20 protein-coding genes are annotated in these 17,894 nt (G+C 67.7%); 7 read left to right on the forward strand and 13 right to left on the reverse strand.

All coding sequences use genetic code 11. The features are described 5' to 3' along the window. On the forward strand, positions 1-870 hold an 870-nt coding region (locus tag C9424_RS16195), incomplete at its 5' end, for a CPBP family intramembrane glutamic endopeptidase (protein ID WP_237563502.1). Further along, positions 867-1,670, forward strand: a complete 804-nt coding sequence (locus C9424_RS16200) for a thioesterase family protein (protein WP_116767930.1) — start codon at positions 867-869, stop codon at positions 1,668-1,670. The genes C9424_RS16195 and C9424_RS16200, both read left to right, overlap by 4 nt. A gap of 16 nt (positions 1,671-1,686) precedes the next feature. Here C9424_RS16200 and C9424_RS16205 read toward each other — a convergent pair whose 3' ends face one another. After that, complete coding sequence (locus C9424_RS16205) at positions 1,687-2,076, reverse strand: DUF2177 family protein (RefSeq protein WP_116767931.1); 390 nt, start codon at positions 2,074-2,076, stop codon at positions 1,687-1,689. A 16-nt stretch (positions 2,077-2,092) separates the two neighbouring features. On the opposite strand from C9424_RS16205, the gene C9424_RS16210 reads away from it, so the two are divergent. After that, a complete protein-coding gene (locus tag C9424_RS16210; protein WP_116767932.1) occupies positions 2,093-2,839 on the forward strand; it encodes a lipoate--protein ligase family protein in 747 nt (248 codons plus the stop codon). Here C9424_RS16210 and C9424_RS16215 read toward each other — a convergent pair. After that, a complete protein-coding gene (locus C9424_RS16215) occupies positions 2,836-4,395 on the reverse strand; it encodes a carboxyl transferase domain-containing protein (protein ID WP_116767933.1) in 1,560 nt (519 codons plus the stop codon). The genes C9424_RS16210 and C9424_RS16215 overlap by 4 nt on opposite strands. After that, complete coding sequence (locus C9424_RS16220) at positions 4,389-5,648, reverse strand: CaiB/BaiF CoA transferase family protein (RefSeq protein ID WP_116767934.1); 1,260 nt, start codon at positions 5,646-5,648, stop codon at positions 4,389-4,391. The genes C9424_RS16215 and C9424_RS16220 overlap by 7 nt, the downstream gene beginning before the upstream one ends. A 126-nt stretch (positions 5,649-5,774) precedes the next feature. Between C9424_RS16220 and C9424_RS16225 the strand changes: the two genes are divergently transcribed. Together C9424_RS16225 and C9424_RS16230 are read left to right on the forward strand one after the other, a co-directional pair. Next, complete coding sequence (locus C9424_RS16225; RefSeq protein WP_116767935.1) at positions 5,775-6,482, forward strand: FadR/GntR family transcriptional regulator; 708 nt, start codon at positions 5,775-5,777, stop codon at positions 6,480-6,482. Between the two features lie 6 nt (positions 6,483-6,488). Next, on the forward strand, positions 6,489-7,820 hold the full coding sequence (locus C9424_RS16230) for a carboxylesterase family protein (protein WP_116767936.1): 1,332 nt from the start codon (positions 6,489-6,491) through the stop codon (positions 7,818-7,820). A 27-nt stretch (positions 7,821-7,847) separates the two neighbouring features. On the opposite strand, the gene C9424_RS16235 is transcribed toward C9424_RS16230, so the two are convergent. The 4 genes from C9424_RS16235 to C9424_RS16250 form a co-directional block, all read right to left on the reverse strand. Continuing rightward, positions 7,848-8,219 (reverse strand): hypothetical protein, encoded by a 372-nt coding sequence (locus C9424_RS16235; protein ID WP_237563503.1) that lies wholly within the window; start codon positions 8,217-8,219, stop codon positions 7,848-7,850. 157 nt (positions 8,220-8,376) lie between these two features. Further along, positions 8,377-8,655, reverse strand: a complete 279-nt coding sequence (locus tag C9424_RS16240) for a hypothetical protein (RefSeq protein WP_116767937.1) — start codon at positions 8,653-8,655, stop codon at positions 8,377-8,379. Beyond that, positions 8,606-8,854, reverse strand: a complete 249-nt coding sequence (locus tag C9424_RS16245; RefSeq protein ID WP_161958238.1) for a hypothetical protein — start codon at positions 8,852-8,854, stop codon at positions 8,606-8,608. The genes C9424_RS16240 and C9424_RS16245 overlap by 50 nt, the downstream gene beginning before the upstream one ends. 140 nt (positions 8,855-8,994) lie before the next feature. Then, positions 8,995-9,627, reverse strand: coding sequence for a cysteine hydrolase family protein (locus C9424_RS16250; RefSeq protein WP_237563504.1), 633 nt, complete (start codon positions 9,625-9,627; stop codon positions 8,995-8,997). A gap of 136 nt (positions 9,628-9,763) precedes the next feature. Here C9424_RS16250 and C9424_RS16255 point away from each other — a divergent pair, with 136 nt between their 5' ends. Together C9424_RS16255 and C9424_RS21950 are read left to right on the forward strand one after the other, a co-directional pair. Further along, positions 9,764-10,408, forward strand: coding sequence for a GNAT family N-acetyltransferase (locus tag C9424_RS16255; protein WP_116767940.1), 645 nt, complete (start codon positions 9,764-9,766; stop codon positions 10,406-10,408). Further along, the gene (locus tag C9424_RS21950) at positions 10,393-10,881 is read left to right on the forward strand and encodes a hypothetical protein (RefSeq protein WP_237563505.1); all 489 of its coding nucleotides are present in this window, start codon (positions 10,393-10,395) and stop codon (positions 10,879-10,881) included. Before C9424_RS16255 ends, C9424_RS21950 begins: the two co-directional genes overlap by 16 nt. Positions 10,882-10,916: 35 nt before the next feature. Here the strand turns inward: C9424_RS21950 and C9424_RS21310 are convergent, their stop codons facing one another. The 6 genes from C9424_RS21310 to C9424_RS16285 all read right to left on the reverse strand — a co-directional run bounded on the left by C9424_RS21310 (position 10,917) and on the right by C9424_RS16285 (position 17,893). Further along, positions 10,917-11,207, reverse strand: a complete 291-nt coding sequence (locus C9424_RS21310) for a hypothetical protein (protein WP_133247525.1) — start codon at positions 11,205-11,207, stop codon at positions 10,917-10,919. 102 nt (positions 11,208-11,309) lie between these two features. Continuing rightward, positions 11,310-12,584 (reverse strand): cytochrome P450, encoded by a 1,275-nt coding sequence (locus C9424_RS16265; protein WP_116767941.1) that lies wholly within the window; start codon positions 12,582-12,584, stop codon positions 11,310-11,312. Positions 12,585-12,639: 55 nt separating this feature from the next. Further along, entirely contained in the window at positions 12,640-14,271 is a 1,632-nt protein-coding gene (locus C9424_RS16270) for an FAD-dependent oxidoreductase (RefSeq protein ID WP_116767942.1), read from the reverse strand. 100 nt (positions 14,272-14,371) lie between these two features. Continuing rightward, positions 14,372-15,658, reverse strand: a complete 1,287-nt coding sequence (locus C9424_RS16275; RefSeq protein ID WP_116767943.1) for an ABC transporter permease — start codon at positions 15,656-15,658, stop codon at positions 14,372-14,374. Beyond that, on the reverse strand, positions 15,655-16,353 hold the full coding sequence (locus C9424_RS16280; RefSeq protein ID WP_116767944.1) for an ABC transporter ATP-binding protein: 699 nt from the start codon (positions 16,351-16,353) through the stop codon (positions 15,655-15,657). Before C9424_RS16280 ends, C9424_RS16275 begins: the two co-directional genes overlap by 4 nt. A gap of 163 nt (positions 16,354-16,516) precedes the next feature. After that, entirely contained in the window at positions 16,517-17,893 is a 1,377-nt protein-coding gene (locus C9424_RS16285) for an alpha/beta hydrolase (RefSeq protein WP_116767945.1), read from the reverse strand. Position 17,894: the final 1 nt, after the last annotated feature.

A 17,894-nucleotide genomic window follows, 5' to 3' on the forward strand; every position in this document is an offset into this window, starting at 1 on the left:
CGCCCCCGCCCCCGCGCTCCCTGCGGTGCAAGCGTGAAGTCCGCCCTGAAAGGATCCGCCACGCGGTCCGCCCGTGTCTGTGTCAGCACCAGCCGCGACGTCCGTGCACTCATCCGTGCCCTCGTCCTCGCCGCCGCTACGGCTGCGGCCACCCTCCTCGCCGCCCTGCTGCTCGGCTGGCTGGCACCGGACCTGGAGCCTACACAGCAGCGGCTCATCGCCGTCGTGATGCTCGCCGGCGCGGCCACCGGCGTCGTGGCCGCCACTCACCGGGACATCTTCACTTCCGGGAACCTCCGGTGGAGGCTGCTGGCAGTCCCCGGCGCCGTCGCCCTGGCTCCGTTCGCCGGAGGGATCAAGGACCCCGGCCTGGCGGCAACCGCCGTGATCGTCGCCGGGTACCTCGCCACCGGCATCTACGAAGAGCTGTGGTTCCGCGGGATGATCCTCGAGGCCCTGGCTTCCTGGACCCCGCTGCGGGCGGCCCCGCTGTCCGCGGCGCTGTTCGGGCTGTTGCACCTGTGTAACATCGCGTTCGGAGCGAACCCGGCCGTCACTGCGGCGCAGGTTATCGGAGCCGCCTCCTTCGGGCTTGGCTTGGCGGCGCTGCGCCTGCGCGGCATGACCTTGTGGCCGCTGGTCCTTCTCCATGCCCTGACCGACATCGCGCTCCAGCTCGGCGATGTCAGCAGCGCCTGGCGCTGGGGGCTCATGATCGGCGGCGACACAGTGCTGCTGGTGTTCGGTTTGGCCCTGTTGTGGCCCCGGGCAGCAGGCCGGACCGCAGGCCGGCAACGGCGGGCGGTGGGCGCGCAAGGCGATAGGGTGGTCTGGAATTCTCCGATGGAAGCTGCGAAAGGTCGACGTTGACTGCTGAACTGCCTGTTCTGGCCGAGGGCGATTTCTACTATGAGGCGCTGGGGGACGGACGTTTCCGCTCCACAATCCACGCTCAGGGTGCCTGGAACGTGCACGAACAGCACATGGCCCCGGCATCCGGGATCATGGCCGACTGCCTGGCCAGGCACGAGCCGCGCGAGGACATGCGCATGGCCCGTCTCAGTTACGAAATCCTCGGGCTGATCCCCGGCGGGGACTTCGAGGTGGTGACCTCCACCCTGCGCCCGGGCCGGACCATCGAGCTGGTGCAGGCCGAGCTTGTCGCGGGTGGCCGCACGGCCATCCGCGCCACGGCCTGGCGGATGATCACCTCGGACACGTCTGCCATTGCGGCTTTCGAGGATCCCCGGATCCCCGCGCCGGAGGACTGCGAACCGTACGACGCCGCGAGCGTGTGGCCCGGCGGCTACATCGCGTCGCTGCACATGCGGATCGCCGAGGGCCACCGGGCGGGGTCCGGGACGGTGTGGCTCCGCACCGACCATCCCCTGACCGACCGGGCGGACAGCGGCGACCTCGCCCGGCTGATCGGCCTCGTGGACACGGCCAACGGCATTGCCGCCCGGGTCCCGCCGGGCAAGGGCAGCTACGCCTTCCCCAACCTGGACCTGCAGATCCACATGTACCGGCAGCCGGAGGGGGACTGGCTGGGGCTGGATAACGAAGTATCGTTCGGCACCGACGGGATCGGGCTGACCTCCACGGTGCTGCATGACCTCACCGGACCGTTCGGCCGCGCCGAACAGATCCTGACGCTGCGTAAGTCCTAGTTCGTCCGGGAGATTCCTAGTTCGTGTGGAAGACGACCCAGCCGGCCAGCGTGGCCAGGCCCGTCAAGGCAGCACCCCAGAGGATGTCGACCACGATCAGCTGCCACGGCCAGGTCTTGAGGGTGGCGGCATTGGTCAGATCGTAGGTGGCGTAGCCAAACACGCCCAGCGCGGCACCGTAGCCGACGGCGGTGAGCCAACTGCCGCCGTCGAGCGCGGGCCGCAGGGCAAAGAACACGATCCCGGCAATGTAGATCACGTAGAACACCACCGCGTACCCTAGATTGGGCTTGTCGGCCAGCAGGCCACCAATCTGGCGGCGGTAGAACGGGTTCATCGCCTTGAGCCAGATGGCGTCGATGATGGCGAACGCGGCGGCTACGACGAGGAATTGCAGGATGACCATAAGGGAGCATAACAACATGCCGCAGGCGCAAGCCGGACCCCGGACACTGACGGTGGTGCGGCAGGAGGAATCGCTCGGCGCCGCCGCCGACCTCGACTTCGCGCTCGGGCTCCTCCAGAAGGTCAAGACCGGTGCGCTGGGTCCCACCCTCCGGCTCTACCGGCCCGTTCCCACGGTCGCCTTCGGGCAGCGCGACACGCACCTGACCGGCTTCGAGGCCGCCGCCGCCGCCTGCCGGGAACACGGCTTCGAGCCTCTGGTCCGCAAGGCCGGCGGCCGCGCCGCCGCGTACCACCAAGGAACGCTGGTCATCGACCACCTGGAACCCGATACCGACGCGATCGCCGGGGCCAAAGGCCGGTTTTCGCTGTTTGGCGAACTGCTCGCCCGGGCGCTGCGCGACGCCGGCGTGGACGCCGGCGTCGGAGAGATCCCGGGCGAATACTGCCCCGGCGAGTTTAGCGTGCACGGCCGGGACCCGCAGGTCCCGGAACACCTCATCAAACTCGTGGGCACCGCCCAGCGGGTGGTCGCCGGCGGCTGGCTCTTCAGTTCCGTGATCGTGGTGGAGAATTCCGCCCCGATCCGCTCAGTCCTGGAGGCCAGCTACGCCGCGCTCGGCCTGGAATGGGACCCGGCGACGGCGGGCGCCGCCGATGACCTCGTGCCGGGCCTCAACGTCAACGCCGTCGAAGCCGCCGTGGTTGCCGCCTACGGCCGCTACGCCGCGCTCAGTGATGCGGAGTTCTCGAGCCTGCGCTAGGCGCGGTCCTCAACCGGACCGGCCCCGGACCGGGGAGCAACTGGCGGGAGCAGGCCGCCCAGGCTGCGGTACTTCGCCAGCCGCCGGGGGAGTAGCTCGGCGATTCCTGCACTGGCGAGGGTACCGAGTTCGTACTCGATGGCCTGGCCCAGCCGCCGGCAGAAGGCCTTCGGCTCGTCGGCGGCGTCGGGGCATTCATCCACGATGTGCTCCACGAGTCCGTTGGCGTGCAGCGATGCCACGTTGACACCCTGGGCTTCCGACATGGCCGGCGCGAAGCCGGTGCTCCGGTGGACGATGGCGCTGGCGCCCTCGGGCGGGAGGGGAGACAACCAGGCATGCTGGGCCGCGATGGTCCGGTCCGCGGGCAGGAGGGCCAGTGCGCCGCCGCCGGCACCCTGGCCGAGCAGGACCGACACCGTGGGCGCGTTCAGTCCGATGAGGTCATGCAGGGAACGGGCGATCTCGCCGGCCAGGCCGCCTTCCTCGGCCTCCGGTGACAGCGCCGCGCCGGCGGTGTCGATCACGGTGACAAGAGGCAGCCCGAGTTCTTCGGCCAGGCGCATGCCGCGCCGGGCCTCGCGGAGGGACGCCGGGCCCATCGCCGTCTGCCGGGAAGGCCGGGGCCGGGTATGGCCGATGACCACACAGGATTGATGGCCGAAGCGGGCCAGCGCGAGCTGAAGGCCGGGGTCCTTTTCGCCCTGGCCCGTGCCGTTGAGAGGCAAGACGTCCCGGGCGCCGTGCGCGAGTAGTTGGCGCACATCCGGCCGGCGGGGATTGCGGGAGATCCTGATCGATTCCCAGGCGCCGGCGTCGGACGGCTTCACCGACAGCGTCGCGGGAGGCACCACCCGCGGGTGCGGGCCGGCGGACACAATGCTCAAGGCGCGGTCGACGACGTCGGACAGTTGCCCGGGCGGGACCACCGCGTCGATCAGACCTTTGTCGAAGAGGTTTTCGGCCCTCTGGACGCCCTCCGGGAACGGTTCGCCGCGGAGGGCCTCGTAGACCCGTGGTCCGAGGAAACCGAGCAGGGCTCCGGGCTCGGCGGCCGTGATGTGGCCAAGGGATCCCCAGGACGCCATGACGCCACCGGTGGTGGGATGCCGCAGGTAGACCAAGTAGGGCAGCCCCGCCTGCCGGTGGGCGCGGACGGCCGCGCTGATCTTCACCATGGACAGGAACGCGATGGTCCCTTCCTGCATGCGGGTGCCGCCGGACGCCGGGCCCGCGAGGAGGGGAAGTCCTTCGCGGGTGGCCCGTTCGACGGCGTTGACGATCCGTTGCGCCGCGGCGAGGCCGATGGAGCCCGCGAGGAACCGGAATTCGCTGACGATGACGGCGACCCGGCGCCCGCGGATGAGGCCCTCGCCGGTGAGGACGGATTCGTCCACTCCGGTCTTGGCCCGGGCGGCGGCGAGTTCCTGCCGGTACTCCGGCCCGGGATCGGGGTCCACGACCGGCGCGTCCCAGCTCCGATAGGAACCCGGGTCGAGGACCGCGGCGAGGAGTTCGGCGGCGTCCAGGTGCCGGACTTTCTGTTGGGTCAGCATGCCGGGTGACCTTCCTGTGCCGTGCCGGATTCTGTGGCCGTGCCGCCACTGCTCGCCGGCACCAGCCCAAGCCATGTACGGATCCGGTCACCGTCCTGGCCCAGCAGCGGCGGTGCAGTGTGGGCCTTCAGGGTGGTTTCGGTAGTGTCGGCGGGGCCGAAGAACCGCAGCGGGGGACCGGGCAGGCTCACTGTGCCGAGGACTTTGTGTTCGACGTCGATCACGAGCCCCTGCGAGCGGACCTGGTCCCATTCGTAGACCTCGTCCAGGGTTCTGACCTTGCCGGCCGGGATGCCGGCGGCGTTGAGTTTGGCGAGCAGCGGCCCGGCGTCGTAATCGGAGAACACGCGCTCCACTTCCTCGATGACTTTCCCGCGGTTGCGAACGCGGTCCGCGTTGGTGGCGAACTCCGGCCGCGCGGCGTCGATCCCGAACTCGGCAGCGAACGTGCGCCAGAGTTTTTCGCTGCCCACGCTGATCTGGACCCGGCCCTGCCGGCAGTGGAACAGACCGTAGGGGGCGATGGAGGGGTGGTGGTTGCCCTGGGCCCTGGGAACCTCGCCGGCCACGGTGGACCTGGTGCCCTGAAAGGCGTGGACCCCGATCAGCGCCGCCAGCAGCGAGGTGCGGACGATCTGGCCCTGGCCGGTGCGTTCGCGCTGCAGCAGCGCGGCCAGGGTGCCGAACGCCCCGTACATGCCGGCGAGGAGGTCTGCGATGGGGACCCCGACGCGCTGCGGATCGCCCGGCCCGGACCCGGTCAGCGACATCAGCCCGGCCTCGCCCTGCAGGATCTGGTCGTAGCCGCTGCGCCGGGATTCCGGGCCGTCGTGCCCGAACCCGGTGATGGACAGGACCACCAGCGCCGGATTCAGGGCATGCATCTCCGCAGCCGAGAACCCGAGCCGGTCCAGCACGCCGGGACGGAAGTTCTCGATGACAACATCGGCGCGCTCCAGCAATTCACGCAGGACTGACCGGCCGTCGTCGCTCTTCAAATCCAGGGCAATGGACTCCTTGTTGCGGTTGCAGGACAGGAAGTACGTGGCCTGGGGATCGTCCTCGGGGCCCACGAACGGCGGACCCCAGCCGCGGGTGTCGTCTCCGGTGCCGGGGTTCTCCACCTTGATTACCCGCGCGCCGAGATCTGCCAGCATCATGCCGGCGTGCGGGCCGGCGAGGGCGCGGCTCAGGTCCACCACGAGATAACCGGTCAGGGGGCCGTGGTCGCGCGGCGTGGGTTCAGAAGTCATGAGGTGGGCTCCGGATCTGGCGATAATTGGATTACTGGCTTAGTGGCCTAGCCTCCTAGGCACTAGGTGTCTTTGTCAATAGTTCTCCGGTAGTCTTGGAAGTCAGGACAGGCTGGAAGGACGCGCATGGCAAAGCAGGCAGCAACGCATCAGATTTCCCGCGTTTCGCGGCCGCGGCTCTACGAACAGCTGGTGGAACAGATCATGGATTTCATCGAGGCCGCCCAGCTGGGTCCTGGCGACACGCTGCCTGCCGAGCGGGACCTTGCCGAGCGGCTGGGGGTTTCGCGGGCAACGCTGGCGCAGGCCCTCGTGGCCCTGGAAGTGCTCGGCGTGATCGACGTCCAGCACGGCACAGGTGCAGTGCTGGTCTACCGGCCCAACGTTCCTTCGGTGATCAAGGGCCTCCGCGAGCACCGCAGCCGGCTGCCCGAGATCGTTGAGGCGCGCAGCACGCTCGAGGTCAAGCTGGCCGAGCTGGCCGCGGCACGGCGCACCGGGCAGGATATGAAGGCCATCGATCAGGCCCTCGAGGCCATGGCGGAGGAAGTCGCCACCGGAGACCGCGGTGCACGCGGCGACGAGCTCTTTCACCAGGCGGTGACCGCCGCCGCGCATTCGGCCGTGCTGGCCCAATTGATGACATTCATTGCCGGAATGGTCCTGGAAACGCGCCTCGAATCGCTTGGACAGCCCGGCCGTCCGGAGCAGTCGCTCGCCTCCCACCGCAAGATCGCCGATGCGATCAGGTCCCAGGATTCGGCCGCCGCGGCGGCGGCAATGCTGGAGCACATTGACCTTGTCTCCGATGTGGCCCTGCTGAAAAACGGCTGAACCGGTATGACTGCGGACCATTCTTTCGCACCGCCGTGCGGTCCCGTTACCGGATGGCGCGACGGCGCCGTCGTGCGTGCCACCGGCATTCCGTACGCCACGGCGCGCCGTTTTCAGCCGCCGGCGCCGGCCTCCGACTGGACGGACGTGCTCACGGCAACGTCCCTGTCCCCGGCGTGCCCGCAGGCCCCGGTGCCCTTCCTGGACGACGTGCTGGGCACCCGCTACGGCGAACTCCCCGGCGACGAGCATTGCCAGCACCTGTCGATCACCCTGCCCGCCGACGTCGGGGACGGCGAACGGCTGCCGGTCATGGTGTGGCTGCACGGCGGGTCCTACACGTCCGGCTCGGGGGACCTGGCGATTTTCGACCCGGCCGTGCTGGTTTCCGAAACCCGCGTCATCGTCGTCTCGGTGACCTACCGGCTGGGCATCTTCGGATATTTGTCCACCAGCACGGGCCGGCCGGCCAATCTGGGCCTGCTGGACCAGATCGAGGCGTTCCGCTGGGTCCAGCGCAACATCACATCCTTTGGAGGCGATCCGGGCAGGGTCACCGCCTTCGGGCAGTCGGCCGGCGGCGACGCCGTCGCACACCTCATGGCGACGCCGGACGCGGCGTCTCTCTTCCAGCGGGCCATCATCCAAAGCGCACCTTTGGGGATTACCCGCGGGCGGGAAAAGATGAGCGCCGCCATGGGCGCCGCCGCGGAAGCCGTCACCGACGCCACCCCGGCGATGGAGGTCGTCGCCCTCGAGGAGGATGTGGCCCGGGCTGCCAGCAAATTCGGGCTCATGGCTGCCATGCCGTTCGGAACCCAGTACGGGCACGCGCCCCTGCCGAAGGAGTCCGAGGTTGACCAGGCCTGGAATGCTGCCGCGCCGGGGATCGACATCCTCATTGGCCACACGGCAGAGGAGGCCCGGCTGTTCCTGCCCCAAAGCCCACGCCTCAGCCGGGTGGCGCGGCTTCCCGTCGTCGGCAGCGCCGTGCTCAAGGCCGTCACGTGGGTGGTCACCGAAGTGGTGTACGGCAAGTCAGCCAGACAGTTTGCCAGGCGGCATGTGCGCGCGGGCGGACGGGCCCACAGCTACGTGCTGTCCTGGCGGGCACCCGGCAACATTTACGGCGCCGCACACACGGTTGACCTGCCGCTGCTGTTCGGCCACCAGCGGACATGGGAGTCCGCCGGACTCCTTGCCGGTGCGACCTGGGACGAGGTCAACGCCCACGGCCGGGCGATGCGGGCACTCTGGGCAAAATTCGCGTATGGGGAGAGCCTGGGAACCCGGGGAGAGATTCCCGGCTCGCTCCGGTACCGCGCCGTCCGAACGTAAGCCGGGCGTTGACGCCGCCGGTCCTGTTCAGCGGTCGATGCCCGTGCTGAGGCTGAGCTCGCGCCATTGGTCCAGTTCCGTACGCTGTGCGTCGGCGACGGCGGCAAAGGCGTCGAAAGCGTCTTTGCCGAGCACCATGAGCGAGGGCGGGTCGGCGCTGTCGACGACTGCCAGGATGGCTTCTGCGGCCTTGGCCGGGTCGCCTGGCTGGGTGCCGTGGACTGTGTCGTTCTCCTTGCGTCGCTTCCCGGCCGTCTCCGCATAGTCCGGAATCGCCGTCGCCGACTGGGTGAGTGAGCGGCCGGCGAAGTCGGTCCGGAACGCGCCGGGCTCGATCACGGTGACCTTGATGCCGAGGGGCTGCAGTTCCTTGTGGAGGGACCCGGACAGGCCCTCCAAGGGCCGCCTTGGTTGCCGAGTAGTAGCCGGACCCGGCCGGTGGGGCCGCCAGGGGTTCCTATACAGAACACCGCAGAATCGGCACGTTGGGGAGTGGCTGTTGATACAGGTAGTGACAGACCCCCTCGGGACCGGCCGGCCCGGGGTGGAAGCGCGCCTATGTCAGGGCGACGGCGATCACCCAAAGCAGTGCGAAGGCCCCGACGGCGATCATCGGGCGGTTCCATTTACTCTTCACTGTTCCGTCGGAGGACTGGAGTCCGGAGGTGCGGGCGTCCTGCCAGGCCTTGGCGATCTCGTCACGGCCGGTGGCCACCTCGGGCTGGCGAATGCGTTCGTTGTGCGGGAGGATGCTGTGCGGCCGGCTCTTCAGGTCGCTGACGAGCTCAAAGCCGGATCCGAAGGAGCCGGGCGGGGTGGGAGCGCCCCAGCTCACGTATTTTTTTGCCGGCCGCCCAGATGGCCACGGTATACCGGACCTCGATGTCCCGGACCGTATCGAAGGGTATTTGGTAGTAGGCGAACCAGGACAACAGAACCAGCCACGCCGCGGCGTCCATTATGGCCTTGATTTCTCCGGCTGCCACCAGCCAGCACAATGTGCCGATGACACCGGCCCAGACGATGGCCGCCACGGGACGGCCCGACGCCGAGCGGTGCGTTCTGTACTGCAGCGCAGAGTCCGTCCTGTGAGCCTTCAGTTGATTCAGGTTCGCGTCCGGTGCTGTCAATGGTCCCCCTCCATGCTCCGAGCAGTCGTCGGGATAAGAGGAACCTACATCAATCGGCCTTCTGCGGCTGCGTCGCGTCCTGCCTGAGTGCTGGCGAAAATGTCCGGTTTCGGGACGGACGTGCCGTGTTCAACAGCGTCGATCCACTCACCGGTGGTCAGGACGGAGGCGAAGCGCGACTGCAGAACCACGAGCACGGCGCTGTGCAGCTGTTCGGCGCCCAGTGATCCCGCGTGGTTGGACATGGCTAGAGTTCCTGTGGCGTCGGAGAGGAACTCGACCTTCAGTCCACGGTGTGCCGCGTCCCGGGCTGTTGATTCGTCGCAGTTCTGCGTCATGTATCCGGCGATCACGACCGTGTCGATGTCACGCTCAGCGAGCCATTCCTCGAGATCTGTGCCGGCGAAGCAGGAGGGCAGGGTCTTTTCGATCAAGTGGTCATGGCTACGGCTGCTGACGACGGGATGCAAAGCGAATCCATGGCTGCCGCGGGCGAAAATTGGCGATGTTTCGGGCGCAGTTTGCTGGAGCGCAATGACAGGAATGCCCGCTTCCGTGGCGGCGTCCATGGCTTTGCCGATGTTGGCCAGGCTCACTTCCGGGTCAGGGAAGCCGATCGGCAGGTTTCCGGAGATGTATTCGTTCTGCACGTCGATGACGAGAAGGGCGCGGTTCACGGGGGCTCCTTGAATGTGCGTTGTCGAGCGGGCGAGAGGCATCCCGGCGTTGCGATCCTAACCTCTTTCCGTGCGGGAGAGTCCCTCTCGCGCGCGCCGCCCGGCACCGGTGACCTCAGTTGGTAGATTCGCGAGCATGACCACTTCGGATATCAGCGTCAGGGCCGCGACCGAAGCCGACGCCGCGCGGCTGGCAGAGATTCACGTTGCGGCATGGCGGGCCACGTACCGTGGCGTCATGACCGATCAGTATCTTGACGGCCTCGACGTCGGACGCGCGGCGTCTGCGTGGCGCCGCAATATCCGCGAGCCCCGCAAGGGGACTATGCACCTCGTGGTCCGATGCGGCAATGAGGTGACGGGATTCGCCATTGTCGGTCCCGCCGTCGGAGGCTCGGCAGCGGGCGCCGGTCAGCTGCACGCGATCAATGTGCATCCGGACTGGTGGGCGCAGGGCGCAGGCTCCGTCTTGTTTGCAGCCGCCGAACAGCAGTTGATCGAACTCGGCTATGAGCGGGCAGTTCTCTGGGTGGCGAAGAGCAACGATCGGGCCATCAGCTTCTACAACAACCGTCGCTGGCTCCACGACGGAGCGACCCTGGAAGACACCAGATTCGATCCTCCCGTGTCAGAAAATCGGCACAGCCGGACCCTTTCGCGGGCGCGGCAACCGGCTCATTCAGACGTGGCAGGCTTCGGCAACGATCAGGGCACGAATCCGGCACAACCGTGTCCCCGGGCTGTTGTTCCGCCGACAATGACCGCATGGCATTCTCTCTGAAGTACCGTGACCGGCGCTTCGCGACCGCTGCGCTGATGGGTGCCCTATTGCTGCTTGCCCCGATTTCGGGTTGCTCAGCGCCGGCAGGCGGGGAGCCGCCGTGTTTCCCGCCCGCCTATTCACTGACCCCCACGGAAGCCACGCCGGGGGAGAAAGTCACCGTGGCGGCACCGGACGCCGACTGCAATCCCCGCTACGGCATGAACGCACGAATCCAGGTGAGCGTGACCGACGCCTCGGGTGCGGAAGTCGTCAAAGCTACAACGGCAATGAACGACGCCGGCGGGTTCTCCTACACATTTGTCGTACCTCTTCGGGCGGTGGCCGGAGATGCGGTGGTCACCGCCGTGCCGTACAACATTGACTGGTGCGATGACACCGGCAGGAACAACCGCGTGGCGGCCTCAGGGGATGTCCTGCCGGAGCGGGTGTCGTGCGTGATTCCCATGCAGCCCCTGGCTATTACGCGCTGAAGCGCTTTCCTCGGCGGTGTGACGCGGTCGGCGGCCTAGTTCCCGATATCCCTGGTGAGGATCTTAAATCCCACGCCGCGGCCCGGGCCCTGTTCGCGGCGGGCACGAGTGCGCCCGATGATGCCGGCGCCGATGTCGGCGATTTTGGGCTGGGCCAAGAGAATTCTCGATTCTGGTTGGCGGCATGGGGTGCAGCGTGCGGGGACCTGTCCCACGGGACCCACATCCTGGCGCTGGGCCTTGACCATGGCCGTCTCAATGCTCGCCTCGTCGGAGACGACGCGGAGACACAGAAGCTGGAATCGGAAGGCGCTGCCAGGATTCACCGGAACATCTACCGGTAGCCGGCCAAGGCCAAGGCCAAGGCCAACGCCGACGCTAAAGCCAACGCCGACGCGGGGCCGCAGCCAAAGCCGGGTCAGCCGGCCCTATCGGACCGTGCCGTCGCCGGCGGGCCCGTCAGGGGCGAGGACGCCGTCGATGTCCACCGGGAGGTGGGACGGGCCGCGCAGGAACGGGCTCGGCCGGTACGGGGGCGGGTCGGAGACCAGGCGCGGGTTCTCCAGCCTGGTGGCGAAGGCGGTGAGGGCGATTTGCGCTTCCAGCCGGGCCAGGGGCGCCCCGAAGCAGAGGTGGACGCCGCCGCCAAAGCCGAGGTGTTGGTTGTTGTGCCGGTCCGGGATGAAGAGGCCGGGATTAGCCACGTGGGCGGGGTCCCGGTTGCCCGCGGCCAGGACCAGGGTGAGGGAAGCGCCGGCCGGGATGGTGGTGCCGGCGATGTCGATGTCATCGAGGGCCGTTCTGAACGGGACGAAATGTACGGGCGGCTCGTAGCGAAGCAGCTCCTCGACCATCGGGATGGCCACGCCGGGATCATCGCGCAACCTCTGGAGCTCGGCCGGGTGGCGCAGCAACGTCAGTGCGCCGTTGGAGATGAGGTTCACGGTGGTTTCATGTCCCGCGATGAGCAGGAGAAGCCCGGTGCCCACCAGTTGTTCGTCCGGCATGCGGCCTTCCGGGCCGTCATCGGTGACCATCGCCGACAGCAAGTCATTCCCCGGAGCGCGCCGGTGGGCGTCGACCAGCTCTTCCATGAACGCGCGCAGTTCCTTGCCGGCCTCAATCCGCTTCTTTTGCTGTGTTTCGGGATCCAGGCCGGGATCCGTCGATTGCAGGGCAACGTCCACCCAGACCCGGAAGCGCTGTTCATCCCCCGGGGGCACTCCCAGAAGTTCGCAGATCACCGTGACGGGCAGCGGATATGCCAGGTCATCGACGACGTCGATCCGGCTGCGGGCCGCCATGTTGTCGATGAGGTCAGTCACAATTTCCGTCATCCGCGCCTCCATCCCCGCCACCCTGCCCGGCGTCGTCGGTGGTCCGAAATGCCGCATGGTGATCCGCCGGAACTTGTCGTGATCCGGAGGATCCATGCTGAGGAACGTTGGCGTCATGCCCGGCCCGTCCCCTTCCCCGTCCTCACCGGCGGCGGCGCGCATCGCAGCGGCCGCCGGGTTGCGCTCAATGTCGGAACTGACCCGCGGATCGTGCAGCAGGGCGGCAATCTCCGCGTAGGTGCTCACGAGGTAGCTCCCGTCCGGAAGCCGTGTCACCGGGGTCTTGCGGAGCTCTTCGTAGAAGGGGTAGGGGTTGGCCCGGTTGGCGTAGTCGAGGATCTGCTCCCATGTGCTGGGCTGGGACATGGCGAAGGCTCCTTGGGTCGTGGGGCCGGTGGCTGCCGGTCTCCGGGGCGGCGCTCTACGGGACGCGGCGGTCAGTCAGCCTGGCGCGTCGCTCATTGGGATAGTGGCCGGTTACGACGACGGTCGCGTCCTGGGTGGGGTTGGCGGCGGCCGGGAATCCGGCGGGCACCGGCCGGGCTTCGGCCGGTTCGTCAACGTGGCGGAACGTGGGCGGGAAAGGCGCCGCCTGCTCGATCAGCGGTTCGTAGAATTCGAGCCATTTGTTCTGGTTGAAGGCCACCGCAGCCACGATGCGTCCCTTGTAGCCGTAGACGGCCAGGAACCGCCGCAACGCGACCGATCCTTGTACGATGGCGACCTCGTCCGCAACCGAAGGCACGCCCACGCTCTTGATTTCGGTGCCGAACTGGACGGACCAGAATTTCGGCACGGCAAGGTGCGGCCAGCGTTCGGTCTCGCCGCTGACCATATTGTGTGCTGCAACTTCGGCCTGGGTGATTGCGTTGCCCCAGTGCTCGACGGCGAGGAACTGGTAGCCGAACATCGGCTGCGGGGCGCGGGATGCGTCGCCGGCGACGAAGACATCGTCGGTGACCAGCCCGTTGACGTCGAAAGCGCGGCAGCCGGCGTCGCACGCGACGCCCCACGGGCCGCTCGCCAAGCCGGAACCGGCGAGCCATTCGGCGTTACGGACGGCCCCGAGCGCGGTGACGGCCACGTCCACGTCCAGTGCTGTGCCATCGGACAGGTGGGCGCGGCACAGCTGTCCGGTCGCGTCGCCTTCGAGCGAAACCACCCTGACGCCGCAGCGCAGATCCACGCCGTTCTCTTCCTGCAGCTCTCCGGCGATTGCGCCGATGACACCGCCGAGCGCCGCGCCGAGCGGTGCCGGACCCGCCTCCGCCACCGTGACCGACAGGCCGAGTTCGCGGCACACCGAAGCGACTTCGCAACCGATGAACCCGGCGCCAATGACCAAGACCCGACGAGGGCGGCCGGCCAGCAGCTTCCGAAGCGTGCCCGCATCCTCCCGGGTTCGCAAGGTCAGGACTCCTACCAGCGCCGCCTCCGCTGCGTTGGGCCAGGACCGGGCCCGCACCCCGGTGGCGATCAACAGCTTGTCGAACCCGATCCGGCTACCGTCGGCGAGCTCTACCTGTCGTGCGGCCAGATCCAGTCCTGTGGCGGCGACGCCCAGACGCCAGTCGACGTCGAGTGCCCGGCGGCGTGGCAGCGACGTGTCTTCGGACCGTACCGCACCGGCCAGGACCTGTTTCGACAGCGGCGGCCGGTCATACGGCTCGTGTGTTTCCTCGCCGATCAGGGTCAGCGAACCTGTGAACCCCTCCTCGCGCAGACGTTCCGCTGCGCGCAGCCCGGTCAGTGACGCGCCCACGACGACGATCCTTCCGGATCGTTTGAAGGTGCCCCCGTTGCCTCCGCTAGCGGCTGCCGCACCTGGGGTTTCTGTCGGAGGTTGCGAACTCTCCGGCTCCTCAAGCTGGTCGAGCCGGATGGCCTGAACGGGACAGGCGGCCGCAGCCCGCCGGATCCGTGTTCGCTGCACCTCGTCAGGGGCGGGGTCGTACGTGAGTGCCTCGTCCCCCTGGATCGTGAAGACGTCCGGGGCGAGGAAGGCACACTGCGCGTAACCCTGGCATTTAGTGAGATCGACGACGAGCCTCATGCCGAACTTCTCCCTGTTTCGTCAAGCCAATCGAGTCTAAGCCTCGCGGGCCGGCCGCGGAAGAGGCCTGCGGCCGGCTGCGGCGAGGCCCTGGCGGCCCTTATTCGTAGCGGAGGGCGTCGATCGGGTTTTGCCGTGCTGCCCGCCACGCCGGGAGGGTTCCGGCGATGAAGGCGATGGCCATGACCAGGAGGATGACGCCGGCAACAGAGCCGGGAGCGAAGGCGAGGATGTGGAGGCCCTCCAGATCGCTGAGGGGCCCGCGGGCCAGGGCGCCGCTCACCGCGGTGCCGAGCCCGATTGCGGCGGCGGACCCGATGGCGCTTCCGAGGAAGCCGATGAATGCCGCTTCGGTGCTGAAAAGCGCGAAGACGGATCCGCTGCCCATGCCCATGGCTTTCATAAGGCCGATTTCCCGGGTGCGTTCCTGCACGGACATCAGCAGGGTGTTAACGATCCCGAAGCCTGCGGCCACCAGGGCGATGACGGCGAAGGCGTCCAGGACGCCGATGATCCCGTTGATGACGGTTTTGACCGTGCCGATCCGGTCATCGAGGGTCTGGGCGGTGTAGCCGGCCGCGGCGAGCTTGCCCTTCATGTCGTTGACCTGGGCGGCAGAGGACGGTGCGAAACTGGCTGTCACGTTCGCCCAGACGGACTTTGATGCGGCAGGCGCGCCAGTTCCCTGGGCATCGGCGAGGGCCGTTGAGAGGGACTTGTTGATGAAAGCGCCGCCGCCGCCGAGCAGTGCGCTCTGTTCAATGCCGGTGATCCGGGCGGTGATGGAGTGCATGATTCCGGTCGCGTCGGTGATGCCGATCGTGGCGTCCTGACCGACGGCCTGGCTATTGTCGGCAAAGCCGAGCGGGGCCACGTAGCTGGAGGGAAGGATCAGCTGCGGCTGGGCTGCGGAATCGTCCAGGGGAGCGCCCGCCGCGAGCTGCGGCTGCGCCCCGGCAAGGGGGCTGACCGACAGTTGGTACTTGTCGTGGTCGTTCCATTGGATGAAGTCCGGGCTGAGCCGGGTCACCGGGGTGACGCCGGTGATGCCAGGGATGGCGCCGATCGCGTCCAGATCGGCCTGGCCCAGGGCCAGCTGGGTTGAACCCGGCCTGCCGCCGGCCGCAAGGACTTTCGTAGTGGCGTCGTATTTTTTCGGTCCCGAGGCGGGATTGCCGCTCGTGTCAGTTTTGGCGACCGTGAAGGAATTGCTGGAGCCGACGGCGGCGATCTGGCTGTCGATGTAATTGGAGATGCCGGTGCCAAGACCGTTGGTAATGGTCAGGGTGAACGCTCCGACGAAGATCGCCAGGATGGTCAGCAGCGTGCGCAACTTGCTGCGGAAGCTGTTCGCCATGGCGGTCTTCAGGATTTCGAGCGGGTTCATGCCGCGTGCTCCTCGTCGGTGTTGATCAGCAGGCCGTCACGGATATAGAGACGGCGGTTGAAGCGGGCGGCAAGGTCGTGGTCGTGGGTGACGGTGATCAGGGTGATGCCGTGGTTGGAATTGAGGTCGAACAGGATGTCCTCGACGATGCGCCCGGTGGCCGTGTCCAGGTTCCCGGTGGGCTCGTCCGCGAACAGGACCTGGGGACTGTTGATCAGGGCCCGGGCGATCACGACCCGCTGTTTCTGGCCGCCGGAGAGGTTGCCGGCTTTGTTGCGGGCCTTGTCGGCCAGTTCGAGCTGTTCCAGGACGGCCATCCCGCGGGCGCGCCGTTCACGGCTGCCGACGCCGGCGATCTTGAGGGGGAGGACGACGTTCTCCAGAACGCTGGAACCGGGGTTGAGGAAGAACTGCTGGAACACGAAGCCGAACATGGTGTTCCGCAGCGCGTTGAGCCGCCGGCCGCTCAGGGTCTTCGCGTCAGTCCCGTCGACGTGGACCTGCCCGCCGCCGGGGGTGTCCAGGAGCGCGAGGATGTGCATCAGCGTTGACTTTCCGGAGCCGCTCTTCCCCACGATCGCCACGGAGTCGCCGCGGCCGATCTCCAGTGAGACGCCTTTGAGGGCGTCGAAGCGGTCGGGCCCGCGACCGTAGGTCTTGGTGAGGTCCTGGGCGGCCAGAATTGGCACAGACATGGGGTTCCAATCAGGAGGTGGGACTGCATAAGGTCAGGGGAGGAGGGGTAGGCGGTGTCGGGTCGGCGGCCCGGCACGCGAGCTCAGAAGCCCAGAGGACTAAGGGCGGTAGCGGCCCTCATGACGGGACTGGTCATGAGGGGGCTGGTCATGAGGGGACTGGTCATGAGGGGGCCAGGCCGAACCTCTGAAAGAGCAGCGGCAGTCCGGACTTGAGGCCGTAGCCCACAGCGTCCCCGCGGTGTCCGATCCCGGGCCCGACGAACCGGCGCGTTGTCATGCCGGCGGCCTTCGCGTCCTTCTCGGCCCAGGCGCTCTGGGGCCCGTACTTTGAGTCAAGGGCGCCGCTGGTGAAGATGGCGAGCTCATCGGAGTACTTGTGGGCTTTGAGGATCGTTGCGGGCTTCTCCGCGGTGAACGCGGCCTGGCTGCCGCCGAAAATGGTTTTCACGGTATTGGCCGCAGTGCCGTCCACAGGTTCCAGCTCGCCGGAGATGTCCAGCAGCGAGCCGAAAATCTCCGGTCGCTTGGCCGCGAACGAGAGCGCGCATTCCCCGCCGTTGGAGTATCCCGCCACGGCCCACTGGGTCCGGTCGGTCGCCACGTTGAGGTTCTTGCGGATGTAGTTGACGACGTCGGTAGTGACATAGGTGTAGACGTTGCCCTTGGCGGAGTCGACGCAGACAGGATTCTTGTACGGATCGCCCAGCTGATCCACCGTGAGGAGCAGCGGGGCCAGCCCGTGGTTTTGCTGTGCCAGGGCATCGAGTTCCTCGACGGCGGATTTGCTCTGTTCGGGGCCTCCTGGCTGTCCCATCATCATGATGACGATCGGCAGGGGAGGCGGGTTATCCACCAGGGCGGCGGGCGGCAGGTAGAGGAAGGCATCCCGGGCGTGGAATCCGGAGGCATCGGCCGGAATCGTGACGGACCCGCTGCGTCCGACGGTCGGCATCCCCGCAGGCGCCTTCCAGCTTTGCCAAAGGGCGGACCCGGCTCCCGGCTGTTGTGCAGGATTTAGTTTGGGCAGGGTCAGATGCTTGGCCTGGTTCATGCCCAACATGGCTCCCAATGTCGGGTTCAGTCCGTATCCGGCGTTGATCCCGAGCGCTGCTGTCGCAATGAACAACAGACAGGCGAGGACGGCGACCGCCTTCCGCCACCAGCGGGACCGCCACATGCTCACACCAGCCAGGCCGAGCCCCGCGAACGCGACAATCACCCAGATGCGGGTGTCCGTGTCCAGCGGCAGACCGAAGACGTTCAGCACCACTTCGCAGACAAACAGCGTCAGTGCTCCGGTGAGGGCGCCGGCGGCCGCGGCTACGGCGGCTGTGACGAGCCACTTCCGCCGTCCGGGCAGTCGTGATGCGGCCGACGCCGGGCCACTGACCTCCCCGGCTGACGGCCCCGTGCGGCGGGCCCGGCGCGGCAGGAGCCCGGCGCGCAGGAAGAGGAAGAGGACCGCGAGTGCGGAAACGGCATAGAAGGAATAGAGCAACGGCTCATCGATGACGCTGACATTGAGGAGCTGCTCCATC

The organism is Arthrobacter sp. H-02-3 (assembly GCF_003097355.1).
In the GTDB taxonomy this organism is placed as follows: domain Bacteria; phylum Actinomycetota; class Actinomycetes; order Actinomycetales; family Micrococcaceae; genus Arthrobacter; species Arthrobacter humicola.